The organism is Halobacteriovorax sp. DPLXC-1, assembly GCF_036903125.1.
GTDB classification, from domain to species: Bacteria; Bdellovibrionota; Bacteriovoracia; order Bacteriovoracales; family Bacteriovoracaceae; genus Halobacteriovorax_A; species Halobacteriovorax_A vibrionivorans.
Genome location: NZ_JAYMCO010000001.1, coordinates 815,992 through 839,021 on the forward strand (window position 1 = coordinate 815,992; position 23,030 = coordinate 839,021).

The following is a 23,030-nucleotide window of genomic DNA, read 5'->3' on the forward strand; positions in this document are numbered from 1 at the left end:
AATGAAGTATATTTTAAGAGTTTTTATATCATTACTATTATTTACAAATGTTTTTGCTGAAAATGGGCTAACTGTTGTTTCCGTTGGTGAAGCAGAAGTTGTAAAAGAAACCCTATTAGTTGAAAAAGTCTTCTCTGAGGGTGCATTTACGCCTAATGAATTAGAAGCTGCTGAAAATTACATAAATATCGTAAGAAACGATTTTAAGTTCTATTCAAATTATTTTCAGGTTCTACCGCGACGAATCTCTCAAACATCTTTTGATAATGTACGATTCTCTACTTATAAAGCAAAGGAGACAAACTTTCTTGCTCGCTTTCGTGTTAACCGTGATAACGGGACAACAAATCTTGAGTATCGTTTATGGAATACTTCAAACGAAAAAGAATTAGTAACAGGAAGTATTGCATATGATCAAAATAACCGTAATGCAATCCATGAAATTGCAGACAAGTTTTATCGCGCTATTGTAGGAAAGCCATCAATCTTTAAAGACAAGATTGTATTTGTTTCAGATCACAAATTACCAGAAGGAAAGAAAGAACTTTTCATCATGGACTTTGACGGTGCAAATCCAAAGAGACTCACTTGGCACAATGGAGTTGTTATCTCTCCTGCTGTTTCTCATGATGGAAGTAAGATTGTTTACAGCTTAATAGATGAATCAGTAAAAGGTGCAAAGAAGAACGTAAACCTTATGATCTACGATGTTGCGACTAGAAAAACAAAGATCCTTTCTAAACGTAAAGGTCTTAACTCTGGTGCAATCTTTACTAACGATGGAGAAGAGATCATTTTAACTCTTTCTCACCAAGGAAATGCAGAACTTTATCGTATGCATTTAAAGACAAGAAAGCTTACGCGATTAACAAAGAAATTTGCACCAGATGTGGACCCATCTCTTAATGCAGAGGGGACAATCCTTACATTCCTTTCTGGAAGACCTGGTAAACCAATGATTTATACGATGGATCCTTCCGGATTAGAGAAGGATGTAAAGCGTATCAGCTACGTTGGAAAGTATAATGCGACTCCACGATTTCACCCAAATGCCTCTGAGATTGTCTTCTCTAGCTGGCTTGATAACCGTTTTGACCTGTTTAAGGTAGGGGCCGATGGCCAAAACCTAGTGAGATTAACGAAGGATTTCGGCTCAAATGAGGATCCTGAGTACTCAAAAGATGGACAGTTCATTATTTTTACAAGTTTGAGGGTAATTTCACAATCTAAGGCCACTCAGAATGTCTATATTATGGACACTTGGGGTAAAATCCTGGGTCCACTGACCTCAAACTTCGGAAAGTGTACAAGTGGTAGATGGCTTAAGTCACTGTAATTACTGTATATCTATATTTTTTTTGAACACCCGAGTATTTTAGTCTTGTAAAAAATTCAGACGCACTGTATCATGAATATAGTTTAACACTATGCGACACACACAATAAAAAATACACGGGAGTTTTTACATGACAATCGAAATGAAAAAAGAATCAACAAAAATTGAAAACCTACTGTCTACTCTTCTTACAACTTTAGATGAGCAGATTTTCTTTAGTGAGTTATCAAAATTCTTCAAATCAGAGATTGCATGCGATGAAATCATCATCAACCTTGCTCACGAAGATGGAAGCTGTCGAATCGTTTCTAAGAATGCTAAGGCAGTTAAAAACGCTAAGAGAGTTTCAAAAGGACTAGGAGCTGTTGGACATGTAATTAAGTCTAAGAGAGCTTACTTTTCAAATAATGTACAAAGAGATCCACTTTTTGCTTCTACTAAAGAAGAAAATTCACACTCTGAATTATGTGTACCAATGATCATTGACGGTGTAATCATCGGAACAATCTCTTTTAAAGGTAATAACGAAGAAGTTAATTTTAAGAAAGAAGATATCAATACTGTGCTTGAAGGACTAAATGCTATCCAAAAGCCACTTAAGAATATGAAGATGTATCTTTCAGCTAAATTCTTAAATGAGTCACTTAAGCAAAAAATTGAAGAAAAAGACCATGAGTTAAAGAACTCTGTACCAGGTGTAAACCTTTCTCGTTCAACTACTCAAGAGAAAGAAATCATTGGTAAATCAGAAATCATGCAAGAGCTTCTAATTGCTGTTGATCGTGTAGCAGCATCAGATGTTAACTCTTATATGGCCGGTGAAACTGGTGTTGGTAAAGAGATGATCGCAAGAAGAATTCACTGTCGATCAGAAAGAAAGAACCACGCATTCATCGTTGTAGACTGTTCAATGGGGAACGATGACTACCTTGAAGCAGAAATCTTTGGAAAAGAAGAAGTAGATGCTGTTAGAGGATTTAGAGTAAAGAAAGGTGCCCTAGAAGCAGCTAATGGTGGAACAATTTTCATCAATAATATTGAAAAAATGCCTGTAAAAGTACAAGCAAGACTAATGAGCTTCATCAATGACCTAGCTTATTCTAGAGTTGGAACTCATGAGAAACTAAGATCAAACGTAAGAATTATTGCTGCATCAGCACATAATATGAAAGAAAGAGTAGAGGAAGGAACTTTTAGAGAAGACCTATTCTACAATCTATCAACTATTGGTCTAAGAGTACCATCTCTTAGAGAAAGAAAGTCTGATATCGAAGTTCTAGCTAACCACTTCCTTAACCTTGGAAAGTCAGCTGAAACACAAAAGTCGATGTCTCCAGGTGTTGTAAAACTTCTTGAAGATTACAATTGGCCAGGAAACGTAAGAGAGCTTCAGTCAATAATGGAAAGAGCTTATGTTCTATCACCAGGAATGATTGTTGAAAGAGATCACTTAGCTGATAGCATTAAAGTTGAGCAACAAGAAATTAATGAAGAAAAAGAAGAGATTAGAGTATTTAGAGAAATGACGCTTGGTGAAATTGAGAGAGAGCATATCTGTCATACACTTGAGCACTTAGGTGGTAACAAGACTAAAACAGCAAAAGTTCTTGGTATTACTGTAAAGACTCTTTATAACAAGCTGCATAGCTACGGAATGATTGAAGCTAAGGAAGCTTAAAAGAAGATTAAACAGAATTGATAAAGCGTGTTTTTGAAGTTAATATGTCAGTCTAATAAGGAGAAACCATGTCAACAGAAGACAATAGACTACCGAAGAACTTCAGAAATTCACCAGATTTAGAGAATTTTTACCGCTTTATCTATGAAAATAACTTAAGAGCTGAAGCTAAGAAGATGTTCGAAGCTCTAAAAGTTGCTACAACTCCTGTAAAGAAAAGAGGAAGAAAGAAAAAATCTTAATTTCTTGTCAAAAAGTCGCAAAAATATCATACAATATAAGATGCCCGTATTTTACGGGCATCTTAGTTTTCAAAGGATCAACATGGAAGTTGCTGAACAAACCAAAAAAGGTTTAAAGGTCTATGACCCTCTCTATGGTTTTATTGATTTAACTCCTCTAGAGATGGAAATCATTCACAGCCCATTCTTTCAACGTCTTAGATGGATCAAACAATTAGGATTTTCATTCTATGTATTTCATGGTGCTGAGCACTCTCGCTATGGCCATTCAATTGGTGTTTTAAATAATGCTCATCATATTCTAAGATCTGTTGGACGAGGTGTTGAAGATCACGAGTTATTTCAAAAAGTTCAAGTAACCAAAGAGGCCAAATATCATCAGGCCATTCGTATATCTGCCTTACTCCACGATATTGGTACTTTTCTCTTTTCTCATACAACTGAGATGGCCTATATCAAAATAGGGGAGACTACTAATAAGAAAGGTGGAAAAGGTCTTAAAGATGACCACGAAAATCTTGGCTCATTTATTATTAAAAATACTGATTACGAAGGTGGTCTAACACGTATTCTTAAAGATCATGGAATTGATCCACAAGAAATTTCAGATCTTGTAAAAGGAACTCACTCTTCAATTCTTGCCAATCAAATTCTACACTCTGAAATTGATTGTGATCGTATGGATTATCTTTTAAGAGATGCTCATTATACGGGATTAAAATATGGAACTTATGATCGTGAGTATCTTCTTCATCATTTCACAACGAAGAAAGTTGCGGGACATGATATCTTAGCAATCAAAGAAAATGCTCTTCACTGTGTTGAGGACTTTCTAAATGCAAGGTTTGCTTGGTACTCACAAGTTATTCGCTCTCCTCGTGGATCAAAATATGACTCTATCGCTGATACGCTTTGTTATCATATGCTAGAGAAAGGCCATATTTATCGCTACAGTGAACTCTTAGATATTATCAGTAACGATCCAATGAGATTCTATGGTTTCAATGATTCATACTTTATGAATACGATTCATAAATTATTAGTTGATGGAAAGTTTGATGGTTATCCACATATTAAAGATATGGCAAAAATCCTTCTTCTTCGTCATGGAGCTAAGAATATTGATATTAGCGAATTCTCACAAAGCCTATTGGAACAAGATAATACTGGCTTTAATGACAAGCTCTATAAGAAAACAGAAAATAAGGCCCAAGATATTGTCAATATTGTAAAGATGAAAGGTGGAGCTGCTGATTGGGTTATCCCTGATCTTCCTAAGAAGAAAATTATCTTTGTTAAAAGTCCTCGAGAGTTAGCAAAGGAAACAAATAAAACGAATCTTTTACTTGAAAGAGATCCTGTGAAAATTTGTTTTGATGATGGCCAGGTACAGCTCTTAGCAGATGTGGAGAATTCAATAATCTCTAAGCTATCAAATACCATGAGCTACACGCCAAATTGTTTCTGCTCAGATGGAGCTTATCAAATTCTTCAGGATGAAGGGATTATCTAATTAATTTAGACGTCCCTTCGCTCTCTTTATAAGTGGTAGATAAATACCTTCAAGGCTTGCACCATCGTAATCAATAGTACTGAGATTTCCCGTAAGCAAGTCTAGCTCTGAATTTACAAATAGGACTTCTGTATAATTATCAAAAGTAGGATAATCGCGAACAAAAGCTCTCTCTTCAATTGAGTTTTCAAGATTTAATAGCAGGCAAATAATATTAGCACTACCTTTTGGCTGAGGTATTCTTGGAATAACAAAGCTTAAATTATCAATAAGGTTATTGAGATAATCTTGTCTTTCTTCACTTCCAAAAGTCACAAGGCCTTTATTTGTGATTGAAAAGAATGTTGCTTCAACACCCATAAAGCGGTGAGATTCATTATCTATTGATAATAATGATATGGCCTCATCTCTTGGTGATAAAATATATTGGCCAGTAATTTCATCAAATGGTGGAACAAAGATAAAGTTTTCAAAATTTGTCATACCAAGATCTTTATCCATATTTAGCCCAACGACTTCGATAGATTTTGATTTTGTTTCTCGACAAAGCATTCCCACTGTAATGGGACGAATCCTTTGACCTTCTTGAATTTGTTCTTCACACAATTGGCGATCAGTATAAGCAAGAGTTAAATTGATTTCTAGTTGATCAATATACTCGGTTTTAAAGCGATTACTTTCAGAATTGGTGTCATTTTGGATCACATAGATGATGTCATAAAATGATAGACAATTATCGACACTTGAATCATCGATACAATTTCGTGATCTAAGAAAAGATGAAAGGTGTTTCGGATCCACTTGTCTATTATTAATTTTTTCAAGCACTTCTGACTCCTTGAGCATCAAATTTATATGATTCTACGTTCGAAATTGGCCATGTTCAAGGTGAGTTATGTTAAGTTTTTCTATAACTGACGCGGTGGGTTGGTTTTTTCATCCACCTTTGCTTAATATTTGATTTTGTTATAAAATTGTACTGTGGCAAAGAGGATTTTTGCCCACATTCAAGTTAGGAAGATTTGAATATTATAATGAAGGACTCATATCAATGATCTCAAGCAGTTACGCAAATCAAACTCATCAACTCTTTGGTAATCAAAACCTCAGCACCAATATGTGCTTTAACCTAGAAAATGTAACGGTTGATTTTGGTGGCATCAAGGCCATTTCTTCAATTAATTTACAGATTCGAAAAGGTGAAATCGTCTTTGTGACGGGAGCTTCAGGAGCTGGTAAGACAACGTTGTTAAACGTACTCGCTGGTAATATTGCACCAACAAGTGGAAATATTAAGATTGATGATCGCGTTTTCACAACTCAGGTTTTTCAGGACTTAAGATTAGTTGAGCACATGAGCTTACTTGAAAACCTTCAGTATTCATTTGATCCAAGTGTTTATCGTTCAAAAAAAGAATTTGAAAGTGATTTAAATGAGTTAGTAAAAATTCTTGGAATAAAAAATCGTATAAAATTAAAAGCAAAAGATGCCAATGGGGGACTCAGACAAAAGGTTGCCATCATTCGTGCACTTCTTTCTAAGCCTGATGTATTCATTGCTGATGAGCCATCAAGCTCTTTAGACTTTGATAATACGAAGCGCTTATTTGATTTATTAAATATTTATAATTCTAAAAGAGGAACAACGATTATTTGGGCCTCTCATAACCGCGAGCTAGTGCAAAGATTCACTGGTCGTATTATTCACTTAGACAACTCTAGACTTATTCATTCGGGGCATGCATGTTTTATTTAAAGGAATTAGCAAGATTTTCAAAGAACAATCTCTTTGGTCAAATCCTATTTTCTATTTTAACAATGACTCTTGTTGTTGCCGTATCAAATTATAATCACTTTGAGGCGAAGATCTCTCGTGCTCTTCCATCAATGCAAAATGAGTACTACTTTAATGCACTAGTTGATGGCGACCTAAATACAAATAGTATTACAAGAAAAATTAAAGGTCTTCCAGGTGTTAAGGCAATCGAAAGTATTAGTGCTTCTAAAAATTTAAATGTTACTAAACAGTTAAAAGATGTTCTTGATCTAGATAAGAATGAAATTACAGAAGTTATCTCAATGAAAGGATTAAAAATTATTCTTGATGAGAAAGTATCGGAGAGTTCAACTAATCTCATTCGTGAGTATTTAGTGAGACTTACAGGTAAAGATAACGTCGTTTTAGGTGGTATTAGAAAGAAAATCTCGAATCACCAGTCATGGAAAGAAGTTATGACGGAAGTTAAGCGAAGACCATTACAGGTTGCTATCGTTGTTCTTTCAATCTTTTGGATCGTTGCATTTGTTGCAATTAGAAAAGACCTTAAGCAAGTTTCATATTTAATTGAGAAATTCCAAAGAAAAAAGAATGTAGCTCTAAAGATGTATTTAACAAATATTCTTATATGGACTCTTTTTGGAATTGTTATCTCATTTGCTTTCTTTGCTCCAAATGAAATCTTGGTCGCAACTATATGCGCTTTATTAATTTCAACATCAGCTTTGTATACGCTTGGGAAACTTGAATGGCAAAAAGCTTAGTACTCCTTTCATTTTTAATTGCATCTTCAATTGCTTTAAACTCTAATGCAGCGACAAATTATAACGCTGTAAAGAAAGAGGTTAATAGTAGTCGAGAAAAGATTAATTCTTATAAAAAGAAGATTCGTTCAATTGAAGAAAAGCTACAAATAAAGAATGAAGATTACTTGCAAGCAATGAAGTCAAGACAAGATCTTGATTATAAAATATTTGAAATAGAAAAAAACCTTAATCAATCATTATATGAGTTAGAAGATGATAAGACGAAAGTTAAAAAAGCAATTCGTCATGTAGCCCTAAGTTATCTTGAAAATTCAACTCATGAAGACTTATTAAAAAATCAACTACTCTTAAAATCTTTAAAGAAAGAAAAGAAAGAGATTCAGTCGAAGATAGAATATTGTACAAAACTAAAAAAGAAAGTTTTTGATCTAAGAACACGCTTAACAGAGACTGCTAAAGTTGAAAGAGAACTTTATTCAGTTCTTAGAAATCTTGAAAATGAAAAGAATTCAACAGTTAAGGTCTTTCTTACTGAAAAAGAGAATCATGAAAAACTTAAAAACGAATATGGTGAGTTAAAAAAGTCTTATCTTGCTAAACAAAGAGCAAAGAAAGAAAGAGCTCGTAGAAAAGCTGCAAAAGCGAAAAAGGGGAGTAAGTCTTCTGCCGCAACTCTAGCAGCAAATTTTGCAATTCCTTTAAAGAAATATATCTCAGCTGAAAATGGATCAAAGGGGATTACTTATACAGTAAAAAGTGGCGAAGGTGTTTATGCTACTAAAGAGGGAACAATTGAGTATGTTGGTTCTCTTGCAAATGTTGGTAATGTCATTATGGTTGCTCATGGTGGAGATGTTAGAAGTATTTATCTTGGCGACTTTGCTGCGAGTGTGAAAAAAGGACAAAAGGTTAAACTTGGCTCTACGCTTGCTAAAACTCGCTTTTCTATCAAGAAAGGAAATCTTAGTAAGGTTTACTTTGAAGTTAGAAAGAAGAATACTGCACAAAATACAGCACAGTTAATTAACGATAAAATAAAATTATAAGATTAGGATTTATATATGAAGAAGATAGTTTTGGCCCTTGCTCTAAGTGCCTTAGTTACTCCTACCTTTGCCAAGGAAAAGGATTCACAAGCTTCACGTTTTGAAAAACTAGAGCTCTTTAATAAAGTTATCCATATTATTGAAACAAATTATTATCGAAAAGTTAATATCGATAAGCTCATTGATGGAGCACTTAAGGGTATGTTTCAAACACTTGATCCGCATTCCGCTTTCTTAGATAAAGAAGTATTCAAAAAGATGCAAGAAGATACAAGTGGTGAATACGGTGGTCTTGGAATTGAAGTAACACAAAAAGATGGTGTACTTGTTATTACGACACCAATTGAAGATTCTCCTGCGGAAAAAGCTGGCCTTAAGCCAGGTGATAAGATTGTTGAGATTAATAATGAGTCGACAATAGGTATAACTCTTGATGAAGCCGTTGATCGCATGAAAGGTGATCTTGGAACTGTTATTAATTTAGGTATCCTTAGAGCTGGTGAAAGAGATATCCGTTACTTTGATGTTAAAAGACAAAAAATTAAAACGAAGCCTGTTAAGTCGTATGCTGTTAAAGACTATGTAGTCATTCGATTAAGCCAATTCCAAAAAGATGCTGCAAGACATGTTGTTCGTGCATTAAAAAAGCATAAGAAGGAATTAGGTAAGAAGTTTAAAGGTGTTGTTCTTGATCTTAGATCAAACCCTGGTGGACTTTTAAATGAAGCAGTAAATCTATCTTCAATTTTCTTAAATGATGGAGTCGTTGTTTCAACAGAAGGACGTGACCCTAAGAATAAAGAGATACGTTATGTGAAAAAGAGCGGACATAAAGAATTGGATTGTCCTCTTGCCGTTCTTATTGATGGAAAAAGTGCTTCAGCTTCTGAAATTGTAGCAGGTGCTCTTCAAGATCATAAACGTGCAATTGTCGTTGGGACAAATTCTTTCGGTAAAGGAAGTGTGCAAACTGTTTCTCAAATTACGGAAGATGCAGGAATTAAGCTTACTATTGCTCAATATATGACACCAAAGGGAAGAAAGATTCAGGCCCTTGGGATCAAACCAGATGTTATGGTTTCTCAGGTCGAAGGTGAGTTTGTTGAAGAGAATATGTATGACGATGGTGGAATTCGTGAAGTTGATTTAAGAAACCACCTAACTGCTACTGTTGAGACTGAAGAAGAGAAAAAAGCGCGACTTAAGCGTGAGAAAATTGCTCGTAAAAAGAGAATTGAAAGAGCACGTGAAATTAATAAACATATCAAGAATAAAGACAAAGATAGAAAGTATTCGGCCTCAGAGGACTATCAGGTTATTCAGGCGATTAAATTCTTAAATACTGTTAATAAATTCAAGAAGATGTAGAAATATTCGAAGTGGGATGACGCTGTCCGTCTTCTCACTTCGCACCTTTCAAGACATCATTATTGAATGACCAATAAAGTACCTTCTGTATCCCAATTAATTACCCATATAAAAAATAATCTCGAGTCTAATTACCAAAATATTAGTGTCACAGGTGAGGTCTCAAATTTGAGTTCTTCTGGTGCTGGTCATTGGTATTTTTCACTAGGTGATGCAAATGCTTTGATGAATATGGCCCTCTTTAGAGGGGACGCCATGAGAAATCCGATAATTAAAAATATCAAGGCCGGAGACAAGGTTATCGTTTCTGGTTCAGTATCGGTCTACCCAAAAAGAGGATCGTTCCAGTTAATTGTTAAGCGTATCGTTCCAGCTGGAAAAGGTGATCTACAGGAGCAATTTGAAAGATTAAAAAAGAAGCTTCAGGCAGAAGGTCTTTTTGATATGAGTTCAAAAATACCAATTCCTTCAATGCCTAAGAAAATAGGTGTTATTACTGCTCGCGGCGCAGCAGCACTACAAGACTTTTTAAATGTTGCAGCAAGAAGGTCTGATTATCACCAAGTCTTATTATCACCGGCACTTGTTCAAGGGGATAACGCACCAGCTTCAATCAGAAAAGCATTAGAGAAATTAATAGCATATCATCTCAAGGCAAAAGAAGAGGGGCGCACTAAGGATATGTTGGACGTTATTGTTCTAACTCGTGGTGGTGGTTCCATGGAAGATCTTTGGGCATTTAACGATGAGGCTTTAGCGTGGGATATTTATAATTGTCCAATACCAACTATTAGTGCAGTAGGACATCAAGTTGATTTTACAATTTCTGATTATGTAGCAGATCTACGAACAGAGACCCCATCAGCGGCCGCAGAAGTTTTAACGCAGAAGTTTTTATCAATTGAAACTGATTTAAATAGAGTTAGAAAAGATCTTAAAAACGCAATGGATGGCCAACTTAGAACTCGATATGAAGTTCTGGCCGAAACGTCACCACTAAGTTTCTTACAAGCACTTAGATCAAAGATTTCAGAATATAAACACGATCTTGAAAAACTTAATTTAATAAAAAGAAAGGAACAAATTCTTTCACTATATGAATATAGCTATGAGCTTGATCGTATCGCTCAAAAGCTATCTCGTGCTATTAAAGAAAAGGTACAAGTATTTAAAAATCGCAACCTAGAATTTGAAAAGATTCTTTCAGCATTGAATCCTCGTAACGTTTTAACTCGTGGTTATGCTTATACTCAAATTGGAGATAAGGTTATTGGAAGTGCAAAAGAGATGAATAAATTATCAAATGTGGATGTTGATATTCATTATGCCGACGGCAAGGTTACTCTTCATAAGGGGGCAAAGGCATGATTAATTCATTGGAGCTAGGTGCTGAAAAGGCCAATGCGACTTCAAGTGGTGTTGATAAGTTCTACTATCATACTAATATCTCACTTGAGGATGAAATTTTAAGAGAGCTCGTTTATGCTGGCTTTACTCCAGTTCATGAAGACCTAGAATATCCAATTGAGTTTGAAATAGAATCAGGATCACCTCTTATTATAAAGCTTCAATCTTGTCTTATAGAAGTTGAAAGTATTGATCACCTAAAGAACTTAGTGCACTTTAACCGCGCTCTACAGCGACTTTATAAGTTAAATGAAAGCATGCACTTAACAAATTTAGATGAACTTGGAGAAGGTGGGGTAATACTTGAAAAGGTCTATCAAGAAAGTGATAGTAACTTTATCGGTACAATTTTTAAACTCAATGATGTTAAGAATGAATTCGCTATTACAAAAATAAAAAAGAATACTTCTCAAAATTACTTAGTCGTTGAAGACTATTGTTTTGAAGATGAGGAGAATTATTATCTTTTAAAAAATAAAGGTGAAAATACTCAAGAGTTTGCCATTGGAATCGCAAATGCCATCACCCTTATCAGTGCTAATGATAAAGACTTGGCAAATGAAGCAATTGGTATCAGTGAGCTGATCAATCAGCTTAGTTTTCCGGTGGTAATTTTAAATGATGATATTGTAAACTTTCACAACGATCATTTTTCAAAATTAGGAATAACTCCAGGACAACTTCTAAAGTCTGTTGATAGTGGCTGGATTGATATTGATGAAAATAAGTATAAGATCCTATCGTCAACATCTAATCATCTACAAATCATCTGTCTTGTAAGGCAAGAATTTAATTATTCAAAATCACATTCAGAGCTTGGTATTATTACTAGCTCTATTGCTCATGAATTAAATAATCCACTGGCGGGAATTCTAGCGGCAATTAATATGTTAGAGCTCGAAGACTGGGCCGAAGAAGATGCTGCAACTTTAGAAGAGATGAAAGCATCAGCGAAACGTTGTCAAAACCTAGTGAGTACATTCTTAGGTTTTTCACGTCTTAAAGAAAAACAAGGTTTCGACCAAAGTTTTGGAACAATTCTAGAGCAAGCAACAACACTTCTTAGTAATCGAAAAATTGAATCAGGGATTTCAATCGAAACTAATGTTTCAGCACAATTAGAAAATGCAAAAATATGTGGTGCTTCACTACCAATTATTCTTTATTTAATTTTAAGTGAGATGATGACTTTAAAAAATCATGAACTTCTCATTGAAAAAGGGGATAGTACTATAAAGTGTTCTTTCACTTTAAATGGAAGTGACATCAAATTAAATGTGAAAAATTTAAATCTAGAAGGTCAAAAGAGTAAGATTCTAGGGCGACTGATTGGTCACTTATTAGGACTTGAAAATTCCCGTGTGGATATCATTGGCCAAGATATAATTATCTATAATCTTCTCTAAATGAAAGCCTTTGGGTAGTTATACCTATTAGGGTTTGCCTGTGTGAATTTCTCAAACTCAACAAAGAAGAATTCTTTATTCTTTAAAGCAAAAGAGTCTTTAAAGATGATAAGTTCACGCTCTTCTCTCATACACTTTGCCATATAGAGATTTGTAATATCAGCTAGTGCTTTTGGAAAGTTAACTTCTTTTAGCTTCCCTGACTTCTTGCGGTTGGTTTTTGAATTAATGTATTGAATTAATTTCTTATCGTGTCCCGGATAGCGAAAGATTAGTCCTTGGCGAATACCAAGTGCACCTAGAGGGTAGATTGTATACTGCTCTGGTACCAGGTGATTCATGAGAACAAAGTCACATTGTTTTATTTTTTGTAACTCTTCTTTGTATTGGCTTTTTAGTTCCTCGAGGCTTTCTTTACCAATGAGGTTCTCTTTTAATAGATCAATTGATTTCTCTTTGTCCGTCTCATCCATTTTTGCATATGAATGATTGAATCGAATAAGAGATTCAAGGATTGGCCCTGAAAGCTTCATTGAGATTGTCTGCCAGTCAAGTTCAGCAATACGATCACAAATATATGTAATTTCATTTTCTTTATTTGTACAAGGATAAGAGAAGAGAATAATTCCATTCTTTCCTTTTACTGTAATAACAAAAGGAGCAAAAATCGACTTCATTTTATCTCGAATTTCTTCCAAGTTACTCGATGCTTTTTTGAAATTACAAAGGTCCAATTCATAGCGGTTTTTAGGGTAGTAGAGATGGTTGATCTTTTTGATACCCTTAGCAATAAATATATTTAAGTAGTTTAGAAATAGCTCCGCTGTTGCAATTGAATCATCAAGAGCGCGGTGGGCCTTGTTATGTGAGATTTCAAAGATTCTCGACATATAATTTAGATTTGAGTTCATGAGGGTTGGAATAAGGTATTTTGTCATAAGGTTTGTACATAGGCCCTTATTCTCTAGCTCTTTTCTCCCAAGTCTTTTTAAAACAGAATTTAAAAATGGGATATCAAATGAAGAGTTGTGTGCGATGAGAACGCGATCTCCAATAAATTCTAAAACCTCTTCGATGACTTCATCAATCTTTGGTGCATCTTCTACTTCTTCTTGGGAAATTGAAGTTAGTTTTTGAATAAAGTCTGGAATCTTTCTTTCAGGGTTGATGAGAAAACTTTTTGTAGCACCAACTTTTAAGTTATCAATTTGGACGAGCCCGATTTCGATAATCTTATCTTTTTTCTGATTTCCACCTGTCGTTTCAAGATCAAAGACACAAAAACTCATGTCCTCGAGCATTTCTCTAGATGATTGATTCGAATTTGATTCCATTTACAATCCATGAAAGCCGAGTATTCACTCGTGGTTAGATATTGTATTTATTATAACAAAGTTCTCTCTACCGAGGTAGAGAGAAATTATTAAATTTGGGCTATTGTTTCTTTTAGTAATTCTAGGAACTTTTCCATCACACGTGCTGCTTCATGCTTAATATCATCGTGATTAAGTACAGTATTTTCAATCCCTGCCGCCATATTTGTCACACAAGAGATACCTAGGACATTTAATCCCATATGATTTGCAGCGATACATTCTTGAACTGTGGACATTCCAACGAGATCTCCACCAAGTCCACGATACATGCGAATTTCGGCAGGTGTTTCATAAGTTGGTCCAAGTACACCAACATAAACACCTTCTTTCAGGTCATATGAAATTGCCTTTGCTGAAGCTAAGGCCACTTCTCGAAGAGCAGGTGACCATGCATAAGTCATATCTGGAAAACGAGTTCCAAGCTCTTCTATATTTTCACCGACAAGACAATTCTCGCCAGTCATATTTAAATGATCAGTGATAAGAACAAGAGATCCTGATCCATAATCAAGATTAATTCCACCTGCTGCATTTGTAATAATAAGATTCTTTACACCGAGTGTTTTTAAAACACGTACTGGAAAAACAACTTCATCAAGAGAGTGTCCTTCATAGCGGTGAATTCGTCCTTGCATAACTGCAACAACTTTTCCTGAAAGTTCACCAAGTACTAATTGTCCTTTGTGTCCTTTTACTTTTGTCTTTTTAAAACCTGGAATTTCCTCGTAAGGAAGCTCGACTTTATTTTCTAAAAGATCCGCAAATCCTCCAAGACCAGAACCTAGAACAACTCCAATCTCTGGTGTCTTATCAAATTTGCTCGCAATATAGTCTTTTGATTCTTCAAGTCTTTTAAGTAAATCACTCATTAGATTTCCTTCGTCTCAAAAATTAACTTAGTTGGCTTTGGCTTAGCAGTAGTGATTTTAATATCTTTTTTAAGATCAGCTAAAATACCATCTACTTGTTTTTTCTGATTCTTATTATGATAAATCACAACAAGCTCATCACCCTTAGCAACTTGCTCACCAACTTTCTTATTTAATACAAAACCAACACCAAAATCGACTTTATCACTTGCTTTAGCACGTCCACCACCAAGACTTACACAGTGAAGTCCCATCTGCTTACATGCGATAGCTGAGATATAACCTTTCTTAGGTGCTTTAAAAACTGTCTTATGTTTTGCAACAGGTAGGCGAGAGTAGTCATCACAAACTTTTTCATCTCCACCTTGAACTTTTATAAGATTCTTGAAAACTTTAAGTGCTTTTCCGTTATCAATAACTGCACGTGCTTTCTTTTCACCTTCTTTAATTGATTCTGCTTTTCCTGCAATATAAACCATGGCACCAGCAAGCTTAACACTTAGGTCCGTTAAATCTTTTGGCCCATTTCCTTTTAGAGTTTCAATTGATTCAATAATCTCAAGTGAGTTACCAATATATTGACCAAGTGGTTGGTTCATATCACTAATCATTGTAACCATACGCTTATCAAAACGCTTTGCTGTATCTCTTAAACTCTTTGCTAGAGCTTTTGCATCTTTAAGATCGCTCATGAATGCACCATCACCAGTTTTGATATCCATAACAATACCGTTGGCACCTTCAGCAAGTTTCTTACTCATAATAGAAGCTGTAATTAAAGGAATTGATTCAACTGTTCCCGTTACATCTCTTAGTCCGTAGATAATCTTATCAGCTGGAGCGATATCTTTTGTTTGTCCAATCAGAACAATCTTTTCTTTATTAAGTTGCTTCTTAAATTGCTCTAGAGTCAGTGATGTTTTAAATCCTTTAATTGATTCTACTTTATCAACTGTCCCACCTGTGTGACCTAGTCCTCTCCCGGCCATCATTGGAACTTTTACACCACATGCTGCAGCGATTGGCCCAAGAATAAAAGAGGCCTTATCACCAACACCACCTGTTGAGTGTTTGTCGATCACGTTCACACCTTTAAACTTGAGTGTTTTTCCAGAGTAGAGCATGGCATCTGTTAGTGCCGCTGTTTCTTTTACATTCATCCCGTTTAGGTAGATGGCCATAAGAAGTGCAGACATTTGATAGTCAGCGACGTCGCCATTAGTGATTCCATTAATGAACCATTTTATTTCTTCGTCTGTTAATCTCTTCCCATCTCTTTTTTTCGAAATGATCTGATATGCGTTGAAGTTTTGTGACATAGTATTCCTTTAATTTATTTTCAATTTCCATAATTTGGCGCGCATTTATTGCATCAAATTACTTCTGCGTATAGAATAGTAAAAGAGTCATTATAGTGGCGGCCTTTAGAGGTGGCAATGATGAAACTTAATGCGCTTTGCGCCAACGTTTTAGGATTTACATGTTCATGAAAAAATTAATTATAATATGTTTAACGCTTTGTTTTTCATTTTCTTCAATTGCTCAAACTGATTTCAAAGAAGAGGGGATTAGAGATCTAACAACAGTTGCTGGTCTCGGTCTTGGTGGAGCAATTCTAGGTCTATCAACACTTTCATTTGTTGAAGAGCCTAGTGACCATTTAAAGAATATTCTTGTTGGTGCTTCAGTTGGGATTGTCATTGGAGTTGGTGTTGTTGCTTATAATCAAGCTCAGAAATCTCAAGCAACAATTCAGCAAACAAGTATTAAGAATTTCGACACAAAGAGTCGTTTAAATTGGCATGCTACTAATACAGCTAAAGATATCAAGAAATTTAATAGTGTAAATCCGAAAGTGGGATGGACATTTAATTTTTAATCAATCTATAATGGCCCTGAATTGACATCGGGGACACAATGGAAAGACTTATCTCAGCACTTGGGCTAGTGGTTATGCTAGCAATCGCTTTTGCCTTATCGACTAATCGCAAAAAAGTTAATTGGCGACTTGTTATATCAGGTGTGCTTCTCCAGGTTTTCTTTGGACTAATCATTTTAAAAACATCTGTTGGGCAAAACTTCTTTGAAGGTGCGCGTGGATTTTTTACGGCCATTTTAAATTATACTAATGAAGGCTCTAACTTTATTTTTGGGCCATTAACAAATGTACCAAAACTAGGTTTCATTTTCTTTGTTATGGTTCTTCCAACCATTATTTTCATGTCATCATTAATGAGTGTTTTCTACCATTTAGGAATAATGCAAATCATTATCAAAGCTTTTGCAAAAGTAATGTCAGTGGTTATGGGTACTTCTGGTGCAGAGTCTCTAGCAGCAGCTGCAAATATCTTTGCTGGCCAAACTGAAGCACCGCTTGTGGTTAAGCCACTTGTTTCGAAAATGACGCAATCTGAATTAATGGCCCTGATGACTGGTGGGATGGCCACGGTTGCAGGAGGGGTTTTAGCCTCATATGTTGGATTTGGAATTGATGCTGCTCACTTACTGTCTGCATCTGTAATGTCAGCTCCAGCAGCACTTGTTTGTGCCAAGCTCATGATTCCAGAGACTGAAGAGTCTCTCACACAAGGTGATTTAAAATTAGAATTAAAAGATAATAGTGTTAATTTAATCGATGCTGCTGCCAACGGTGCAAGTGAAGGTGTAAAACTTGCTATTAATGTTGGTGCAATGTTGATTGCCATTATTGCTCTTGTAGCAATGCTTAATGGTGCCATTGGTTATGTAACCGGTTTATTTGGAGCAGAAGGAATTACTCTTGAGCTCATTATGGGGAAATTATTTGCTCCATTTGCTTGGTTACTAGGAGTTGAGTGGAAGGATGCAGAAATTGTTGGAATGCTTCTTGGTAAAAAAGTCGTACTAAACGAGTTTGTGGCCTATCTTGATCTAAAGGACAATATGGGTAACTTATCAGAGCGCTCAATTACTATTGCAACTTATGCTCTTTGCGGTTTTGCTAATTTCTCTTCAATCGGAATTCAAATCGGTGGAATTGGTGGTATTGCTGAAAATCGTAAGCAAGACCTAGCAAAACTAGGGGTTAAGTCTCTAATTGCTGGAACACTAGCATGTTTCATGACTGCTTGTGTGGCAGGTATCTTTATCTAAAATTCTAATTTTACAAAAAACTGATTAGTTGAGTAGGTTAACGCGGAATATTATATCTTCTAGCGTAAAACCTTGCTCACACGTACAATTATTAGTAGGTTAAAGTCTTGGCTTGAGCTGCGCTCGCCGATTTGCCTCGCGCGTTATCGAAAGAACGATATAAAGTTTAAAAGGAATATATATGTCTAAAGATTTGATTATTAACAAAACAGTTAACGAATGGCGTGCTGTTTTGATGGAAAATGGAGAGATTCTCGATTTTCTAATGGAGAGAGTCAAAGCAGACTCTAATCCTCATCCAAGGCTAGGGAATATCTACCGAGGAAAAGTTTTAAGAGTTCTTCCTGGAATGCAGTCTGCATTCGTTGATATTGGTTACGAAAAAGCAGCATTCCTCTACGTTGATGACGCATACTTACCAACTCTTGATGAACAAAGAGAGATGGCCAAGAAAGCGGAAGAGATTCGTAAGGAAAAGAAAGAGCGAAGCCTTGTTATTCCTGATGAGCTAGCAACACTTTCGGAAGAAGTTGATATGCGTATGCGTCCAGAGACGGCAACGATTGAATCATTCTTAAAAGAAGGGGATGAGATCATTGTTCAGGTTGCAAAGGAGCCAATTTCGACAAAGGGGCCACGAGTTACTCGTCATGTCACAATTCCAGGACGCTATGTGGTTTACATGCCATTTATTGAGCACACTGGTGTTTCTCGTCGTATTGAAAATGAAGAAGAGCGTGATCGTTTAAAAGAGATGCTTGAGACAATCCGTCCAGAAGGAAAAGGTGTCATTGCACGAACAGTAGCAGAGGGGAGTTCATATAAAACTCTTAAAACTGACTACGATATGCTCACTAAAATCTGGAAAGAAGTTCAAAAGAAGTCAGAAAAAGAAAAAGCTCCAGCTCTTTGTTATGAAGACTTAACTTTTATTCAGAGAGTTTTACGAGATATAACTGATGAAGATGTTGATAATATTATTATCGATGACAAAGATGGCGTTAAGGAAGTTGAGAAATTTGCTACTAAGTATCTGCCACAGATTAAAGGTAAGGCAAAATTCTTTGATGAGACTAATCCAATCTTTGAAAAGTTTGGTGTAGGAATTGAGATAGAAAGGGGACTAAGTAATAAAGTTTACCTTCGCTCTGGTGGATCACTTAATATTGATCAAACTGAAGCACTTGTTTCAATTGATGTTAACACTGGTAAATTTGTTGGGCGCAAGAACTTAGAGGAGACGATTCTAAGAACAAATCTTGAGGCCGTAAAAGAAATTGCTTATCAGCTAAGGCTTAGAAATTGCGGTGGGATTATCATTATCGATTTTATCGATATGGAAAAAATTGAAAATCGTGAAACCGTTTATAACACCCTTGTTGAGGCATTAAAGAAAGATCGATCAAAGACAAAGGTCTTACCTATTTCTGAACTTGGACTCGTTGAAATGACGAGAAAGAGAACTCGCGATACCCTGACTCGTATTATGTGTGAGCCATGTCCGTATTGTGAAGGAAATGGAATTGTTAAGACAGTACATACTGTTTGTTACGAGATTGTTCGCGAACTTAAAAAGAAAATTCGTAACAATCCACAGCAGAAGAAGATTTCAATCTACGCTCATCCTGAGGTTACAGCTTCTCTTTGTAGTGAAGAGCTGGATATCATAGAGACGATTGAAGAAGTGTTTAGCGTAACGCTACAGATTCGCTCAGAGAACTCGTATCACGTTGAACAATACGAGATTTTCTAAAATAGCCGGGTTGCTTCGCATCCTGGCTGTACGATAGGGAACTTTATATGAGAGCATTTCTATTCCCATTACATAAAGTTTCGTATCAGGCAATTCTGAGAAAACCCCTCAATATATTTGAACCCCGCTATATTCGCATGATTCATGATGCTGAAATGGAAGGGGTTCCGGTTGCTCTGACATATGCTAATCTCGGCCAGCATGCTTCAGCTGATCACGGAAGTATTCCTATAGAGCATGAAAAGTATGGAAGTGTGCGAAGAATTACTGGCCTTGGGCGTGTGCAGATTCTTCAAAAGTCGAAAGATGGCAGTATGCTCGTTGTTCTTGAGCCATTTGCAAAAGGTGAAATCATTAGTGTCTACAACGAAGATGCTCCATATAATACAATCGAAGTGGAAAATATTCCTGAGTTTTTAACAGTGATGCCAGAGCATATGATTTCATTGCAAAAACTGCAGCTCGTATTTCGTGAATGGGCCAAGTCGTTTTTTAAAAATCAGGCCGAGTATGATGCTCTTATGCACGCGGCGGAAGATCCGATTGTTCTTGTTGGGGCCATCACTGAATTTGTTATAACTTCCCCTGATTTGAAGCAGGGCATCCTCGAAATCGATGACATCAATGCCAAAATCGATGTTCTTCTTGAATGGATGAACTGAGGTACGCGACACCTTTATACAATTTCAGTAGCTTAGATCTTATTTGTTCACGTAATTGTAATTATTTACCATTTTTTTTCATGCATTTCGCTCGGGCTACGGATGTTATTCCTCTCTCAACTTCTTAAAGTATTGAAACTACTAAATCACTTGATTGTATATATGATGTAAGTTATTAGAATTGTATAAAGGTGCTGCGTACCTGAACTTCCTTTACACAAGGCCAGGTTACTGGTAGATTAGCACCACATTTGACCGTTAATTTTACTCGCTTCCCTGTGGTAGGGAAGCCAATAACAACTATTGTCCAGGAGATAAAGTATGATTTATGAGTTAGCATTAGTAGCTCACGCAAGCGCTACTGAAGAGCAACAAACTAAACTTAAAAATTTAGTTGCTGAAGTTGCAAAATCTTATGATGGTGATGTTCACCTTACTGATGATTGGGGAATGAGAACTTTTGCTCAAACTGCCAAGAACGGTGCGAAACAAGGTAACTACATCTATTTCATCGTTTCAGGAAACAAAGACCTTAACACTGAACTTCAAAGACGTTTCAGAATTAACGAGCACGTACACAAGTACCTAATCGTTAAACTTGACGAAGCAGATGCTGAAACAGCTGTTAAAAACTACAAGACTCCATTCTCAAAAGCTCACCCAGGTTCACAAACTGATGAACTAGATAAAGGTGCAGAAAAAGATAAGAGAAGATTTGCTAAGAGAAAGCACTGCTGGTTCAAAGCAAATAGCATCACTGCAGATTGGAAAGATCCAAAGACTTATAACTGGCTTGTTAACGAGTTTGGTAAGATTCAACCAGCAAGAGTAACTGGTGTTTCTACTAAGCACCACAGATGGGCCCAAAGTGCTATTAAAAGAGCAAGAAACATTGGTCTAGTATCTCACGTTAGAGGTGACTTCGCTCACTAAGATGTGATTGAAGATTTAATGTAATTAAGGAAATAGTGGAAATTAAGTATTAAATGAAAGAAGAAAAGCCAAATACATTCACACCAATCTCAAAAGAGAACTTCACTATTGGGAAGCTTATCTTCTTGTGCGTGGTTTGTTTGATATTGAGCACAGCAGGTCCGCTTGCAATCTTCGCTCCACTTCCTGCTGCATTTGCATTCTTGCTATACGGGAACTTAAAGACTTTTGTAACTTTTGGTTCAGTAATTATTCTCTCATTAATTGTGGCGCAATTTGGAGAAGGACTCATAATTCTGGCGAATTCAGCTTATGTTGTTTTCTATGCTGTGATTATTGGATTCCTAAGTGCTTCAACAATTCTTCGCAATGAAAATCCTGTTACAGGGTTATTAAGAAGAGGATTTTTACTATTAATTGTAATCTTTAGTTTAATTGGGATGGTTGAATTAATTTTTCCATCGACATTTTCTCAAGCGATTACAACAACTGTTACAGAAAATATTGATCAATTAAAGAGTGCTCCTGACTATGAAGACTTCATTGCTCGTGGTGGGGAGATGGCAATAGCTTACCAAGACCTTATGGAGCATCCAGAGAAAATCATCAAGATGATTTATCAATGGTTCTTTTCAGTGGTTTTTGTTGGTACATTCTTTATCCTTTGGTTAACAAGTTTCATGTTACTAAGAAATGCAAAAATGTGGAAAATGCTACATGGGCATGAGTATAGCTTAAAAGACTTTGTGAAATTCCAAGTACCAGAGTTCTTTTCATATATTTTGATTGCTGGTTTAGCATTATTTCTAGGCGGGGAATACTTAGGAGGAGAAGTTGTTGAGGTTGTTGGCCTTAACATTTTAATGTGCTTAGGCGTATTTTACTTCTTTCAAGGAATGGGGGTTTACCTCGATTTCCTAAAATACATCAAGGTAACAGGTTTTGTTCGCTCAATTCTTGCTATCATGACTATTTTCTTTGCCCATCGCTTTATTGCGATTGTTGGACTCATCGATGGATGGGCCAACTTTAGAAGATTTTTTAAAAAAAATAAGGAGCTATAAAATGAAAGTTATTCTTAAAGAAACTGTAAAGTCTCTTGGTAACGTTGGTGAGATCGTTAACGTATCTGCTGGTTATGCAAGAAACTTCCTAATCCCAAATGGTGCTGCAGTTCTTGCTGATGAGTCAAACACAGCACAGGTTAAGCACTACGAAAAACTACTTGCTAAAAAAGTAGAAGAAAACAAAGGTGAAGCAAAGAAAGTTGCTTCAGCTATCGACGGTCTAAATATTGATCTTGTAAAAAGAGTTGGAACTAACGGTAAACTATTTGGTTCTGTTACAACTAACGATCTTGCACAAGAACTTGAAAAGCTTGGTCACACTGTAGAAAGAAGACACCTTCTTCTAGAGAAGCCAATCCGTTCAGTTGGTAAATTTGATGTTAAAGCTACTATCTTCTCTGGAATTGAAGCTGCTTTTACAGTAACTGTAAAAATGGATCCAAAGCAAGAAGAAGAGAACAAGAAAAAAGCTGAAGAACTAGCTGCTGCTAAAGCTGCTAAAGAAGCTCTTGCAAAAGAACAAGCTGAAAACGGTACTGACGGTGAAGAAAAAGCTGAAATGACTGAAGATGAAAAGCTTAAAATGGAAGCTAATAAAATTCTTAGAAGCTAATTTTTCTAAATATTAAGAGGGGGGCTTAAAGCCTCCCTTTTTCTTTCTATTACTTAATCATATTACGGGGCAGATATGGTTGACT

The 23,030-nt window shown here is 35.9% G+C and carries 21 protein-coding genes; 17 read left to right on the top strand and 4 right to left on the bottom strand.

Features of this window, described 5'->3' with window-relative positions:
• The first annotated feature begins 1 nt into the window (after nucleotide 1).
• The 4 genes from VCM44_RS03960 to VCM44_RS03975 all read left to right on the top strand — a co-directional run bounded on the left by VCM44_RS03960 (nucleotide 2) and on the right by VCM44_RS03975 (nucleotide 4,769).
• Nucleotides 2-1,336 (top strand): hypothetical protein, encoded by a 1,335-nt coding sequence (locus VCM44_RS03960; protein ID WP_334678070.1) that lies wholly within the window; start codon nucleotides 2-4, stop codon nucleotides 1,334-1,336.
• A gap of 130 nt (nucleotides 1,337-1,466) precedes the next feature.
• Nucleotides 1,467-3,014: a sigma-54-dependent Fis family transcriptional regulator gene (locus VCM44_RS03965; RefSeq protein WP_114705488.1), complete on the top strand. Its 1,548-nt coding sequence runs from the start codon at nucleotides 1,467-1,469 to the stop codon at nucleotides 3,012-3,014.
• A 68-nt stretch (nucleotides 3,015-3,082) separates the two neighbouring features.
• Nucleotides 3,083-3,256 carry a hypothetical protein gene (locus tag VCM44_RS03970; RefSeq protein WP_158536743.1) on the top strand — a complete coding sequence of 58 codons (174 nt, stop codon included), beginning with the start codon at nucleotides 3,083-3,085 and terminating at the stop codon, nucleotides 3,254-3,256.
• An 82-nt stretch (nucleotides 3,257-3,338) separates the two neighbouring features.
• Entirely contained in the window at nucleotides 3,339-4,769 is a 1,431-nt protein-coding gene (locus tag VCM44_RS03975; protein WP_334678071.1) for an HD domain-containing protein, read from the top strand.
• Here the strand turns inward: VCM44_RS03975 and VCM44_RS03980 are convergent, their stop codons facing one another.
• The gene (locus VCM44_RS03980; protein WP_114705486.1) at nucleotides 4,770-5,597 is read right to left on the bottom strand and encodes a hypothetical protein; all 828 of its coding nucleotides are present in this window, start codon (nucleotides 5,595-5,597) and stop codon (nucleotides 4,770-4,772) included.
• A 223-nt stretch (nucleotides 5,598-5,820) separates the two neighbouring features.
• Here VCM44_RS03980 and VCM44_RS03985 point away from each other — a divergent pair, with 223 nt between their 5' ends.
• From VCM44_RS03985 to VCM44_RS04010, 6 genes are all read left to right on the top strand, one after another.
• Nucleotides 5,821-6,525: a cell division ATP-binding protein FtsE gene (locus VCM44_RS03985; protein ID WP_120405308.1), complete on the top strand. Its 705-nt coding sequence runs from the start codon at nucleotides 5,821-5,823 to the stop codon at nucleotides 6,523-6,525.
• The gene (locus VCM44_RS03990; protein ID WP_114705484.1) at nucleotides 6,513-7,310 is read left to right on the top strand and encodes a hypothetical protein; all 798 of its coding nucleotides are present in this window, start codon (nucleotides 6,513-6,515) and stop codon (nucleotides 7,308-7,310) included. Before VCM44_RS03985 ends, VCM44_RS03990 begins: the two co-directional genes overlap by 13 nt.
• Entirely contained in the window at nucleotides 7,295-8,359 is a 1,065-nt protein-coding gene (locus tag VCM44_RS03995) for a murein hydrolase activator EnvC family protein (RefSeq protein ID WP_334678072.1), read from the top strand. Before VCM44_RS03990 ends, VCM44_RS03995 begins: the two co-directional genes overlap by 16 nt.
• 15 nt (nucleotides 8,360-8,374) lie before the next feature.
• The gene (locus VCM44_RS04000) at nucleotides 8,375-9,727 is read left to right on the top strand and encodes a S41 family peptidase (protein WP_114705482.1); all 1,353 of its coding nucleotides are present in this window, start codon (nucleotides 8,375-8,377) and stop codon (nucleotides 9,725-9,727) included.
• Between the two features lie 66 nt (nucleotides 9,728-9,793).
• Nucleotides 9,794-11,095 (top strand): exodeoxyribonuclease VII large subunit, encoded by a 1,302-nt coding sequence (gene xseA / locus VCM44_RS04005; protein WP_334678073.1) that lies wholly within the window; start codon nucleotides 9,794-9,796, stop codon nucleotides 11,093-11,095.
• Nucleotides 11,092-12,540: a histidine kinase dimerization/phospho-acceptor domain-containing protein gene (locus tag VCM44_RS04010; RefSeq protein ID WP_334678074.1), complete on the top strand. Its 1,449-nt coding sequence runs from the start codon at nucleotides 11,092-11,094 to the stop codon at nucleotides 12,538-12,540. The genes xseA and VCM44_RS04010 overlap by 4 nt, the downstream gene beginning before the upstream one ends.
• On the opposite strand, the gene VCM44_RS04015 is transcribed toward VCM44_RS04010, so the two are convergent.
• The 3 genes from VCM44_RS04015 to VCM44_RS04025 all read right to left on the bottom strand — a co-directional run bounded on the left by VCM44_RS04015 (nucleotide 12,537) and on the right by VCM44_RS04025 (nucleotide 16,104).
• Nucleotides 12,537-13,874: a 3'-5' exonuclease gene (locus VCM44_RS04015; protein WP_334678075.1), complete on the bottom strand. Its 1,338-nt coding sequence runs from the start codon at nucleotides 13,872-13,874 to the stop codon at nucleotides 12,537-12,539. The two genes, VCM44_RS04010 and VCM44_RS04015, sit on opposite strands and share 4 nt — an antisense overlap.
• Before the next feature lie 89 nt (nucleotides 13,875-13,963).
• Nucleotides 13,964-14,785, bottom strand: coding sequence for a purine-nucleoside phosphorylase (locus VCM44_RS04020; protein ID WP_114705478.1), 822 nt, complete (start codon nucleotides 14,783-14,785; stop codon nucleotides 13,964-13,966).
• Entirely contained in the window at nucleotides 14,785-16,104 is a 1,320-nt protein-coding gene (locus VCM44_RS04025) for a thymidine phosphorylase (protein ID WP_120405304.1), read from the bottom strand. Before VCM44_RS04025 ends, VCM44_RS04020 begins: the two co-directional genes overlap by 1 nt.
• 167 nt (nucleotides 16,105-16,271) lie before the next feature.
• Here VCM44_RS04025 and VCM44_RS04030 point away from each other — a divergent pair, with 167 nt between their 5' ends.
• The 7 genes from VCM44_RS04030 (at nucleotide 16,272) to rplI (ending at nucleotide 22,945) form a co-directional block, all read left to right on the top strand.
• On the top strand, nucleotides 16,272-16,664 hold the full coding sequence (locus tag VCM44_RS04030) for a hypothetical protein (RefSeq protein WP_162929679.1): 393 nt from the start codon (nucleotides 16,272-16,274) through the stop codon (nucleotides 16,662-16,664).
• 38 nt (nucleotides 16,665-16,702) lie between these two features.
• Nucleotides 16,703-17,917, top strand: coding sequence for a NupC/NupG family nucleoside CNT transporter (locus VCM44_RS04035; protein WP_120405302.1), 1,215 nt, complete (start codon nucleotides 16,703-16,705; stop codon nucleotides 17,915-17,917).
• 181 nt (nucleotides 17,918-18,098) lie between these two features.
• Complete coding sequence (locus VCM44_RS04040; RefSeq protein ID WP_114705474.1) at nucleotides 18,099-19,670, top strand: Rne/Rng family ribonuclease; 1,572 nt, start codon at nucleotides 18,099-18,101, stop codon at nucleotides 19,668-19,670.
• 47 nt (nucleotides 19,671-19,717) lie between these two features.
• Nucleotides 19,718-20,332: an LON peptidase substrate-binding domain-containing protein gene (locus VCM44_RS04045; RefSeq protein WP_114705473.1), complete on the top strand. Its 615-nt coding sequence runs from the start codon at nucleotides 19,718-19,720 to the stop codon at nucleotides 20,330-20,332.
• A gap of 321 nt (nucleotides 20,333-20,653) precedes the next feature.
• Nucleotides 20,654-21,265, top strand: coding sequence for a 30S ribosomal protein S18 (gene rpsR / locus VCM44_RS04050; protein WP_158536740.1), 612 nt, complete (start codon nucleotides 20,654-20,656; stop codon nucleotides 21,263-21,265).
• Nucleotides 21,266-21,318: 53 nt separating this feature from the next.
• Nucleotides 21,319-22,329 carry a DUF2232 domain-containing protein gene (locus VCM44_RS04055; RefSeq protein ID WP_334678076.1) on the top strand — a complete coding sequence of 337 codons (1,011 nt, stop codon included), beginning with the start codon at nucleotides 21,319-21,321 and terminating at the stop codon, nucleotides 22,327-22,329.
• 1 nt (nucleotide 22,330) lies between these two features.
• The gene (gene rplI / locus VCM44_RS04060; RefSeq protein ID WP_158536739.1) at nucleotides 22,331-22,945 is read left to right on the top strand and encodes a 50S ribosomal protein L9; all 615 of its coding nucleotides are present in this window, start codon (nucleotides 22,331-22,333) and stop codon (nucleotides 22,943-22,945) included.
• Nucleotides 22,946-23,030 lie beyond the last annotated feature (85 nt).

Bases quoted from the DNA above. Each gene is read 5' to 3' on its own strand.
- VCM44_RS03960 (WP_334678070.1), top strand. From the start codon at position 2: ATGAAGTATATTTTAAGAGTTTTTATATCATTACTATTATTTACAAAT.
- VCM44_RS03965 (WP_114705488.1), top strand. From the start codon at position 1,467: ATGACAATCGAAATGAAAAAAGAATCAACAAAAATTGAAAACCTACTG.
- VCM44_RS03970 (WP_158536743.1), top strand. From the start codon at position 3,083: ATGTCAACAGAAGACAATAGACTACCGAAGAACTTCAGAAATTCACCA.
- VCM44_RS03975 (WP_334678071.1), top strand. From the start codon at position 3,339: ATGGAAGTTGCTGAACAAACCAAAAAAGGTTTAAAGGTCTATGACCCT.
- VCM44_RS03985 (WP_120405308.1), top strand. From the start codon at position 5,821: ATGATCTCAAGCAGTTACGCAAATCAAACTCATCAACTCTTTGGTAAT.
- VCM44_RS03990 (WP_114705484.1), top strand. From the start codon at position 6,513: ATGTTTTATTTAAAGGAATTAGCAAGATTTTCAAAGAACAATCTCTTT.
- VCM44_RS03995 (WP_334678072.1), top strand. From the start codon at position 7,295: ATGGCAAAAAGCTTAGTACTCCTTTCATTTTTAATTGCATCTTCAATT.
- VCM44_RS04000 (WP_114705482.1), top strand. From the start codon at position 8,375: ATGAAGAAGATAGTTTTGGCCCTTGCTCTAAGTGCCTTAGTTACTCCT.
- xseA (WP_334678073.1), top strand. From the start codon at position 9,794: ATGACCAATAAAGTACCTTCTGTATCCCAATTAATTACCCATATAAAA.
- VCM44_RS04010 (WP_334678074.1), top strand. From the start codon at position 11,092: ATGATTAATTCATTGGAGCTAGGTGCTGAAAAGGCCAATGCGACTTCA.
- VCM44_RS04015 (WP_334678075.1), bottom strand. From the start codon at position 13,874: ATGGAATCAAATTCGAATCAATCATCTAGAGAAATGCTCGAGGACATG.
- VCM44_RS04020 (WP_114705478.1), bottom strand. From the start codon at position 14,785: ATGAGTGATTTACTTAAAAGACTTGAAGAATCAAAAGACTATATTGCG.
- VCM44_RS04025 (WP_120405304.1), bottom strand. From the start codon at position 16,104: ATGTCACAAAACTTCAACGCATATCAGATCATTTCGAAAAAAAGAGAT.
- VCM44_RS04030 (WP_162929679.1), top strand. From the start codon at position 16,272: ATGAAAAAATTAATTATAATATGTTTAACGCTTTGTTTTTCATTTTCT.
- VCM44_RS04035 (WP_120405302.1), top strand. From the start codon at position 16,703: ATGGAAAGACTTATCTCAGCACTTGGGCTAGTGGTTATGCTAGCAATC.
- VCM44_RS04040 (WP_114705474.1), top strand. From the start codon at position 18,099: ATGTCTAAAGATTTGATTATTAACAAAACAGTTAACGAATGGCGTGCT.
- VCM44_RS04045 (WP_114705473.1), top strand. From the start codon at position 19,718: ATGAGAGCATTTCTATTCCCATTACATAAAGTTTCGTATCAGGCAATT.
- rpsR (WP_158536740.1), top strand. From the start codon at position 20,654: ATGATTTATGAGTTAGCATTAGTAGCTCACGCAAGCGCTACTGAAGAG.
- VCM44_RS04055 (WP_334678076.1), top strand. From the start codon at position 21,319: ATGAAAGAAGAAAAGCCAAATACATTCACACCAATCTCAAAAGAGAAC.
- rplI (WP_158536739.1), top strand. From the start codon at position 22,331: ATGAAAGTTATTCTTAAAGAAACTGTAAAGTCTCTTGGTAACGTTGGT.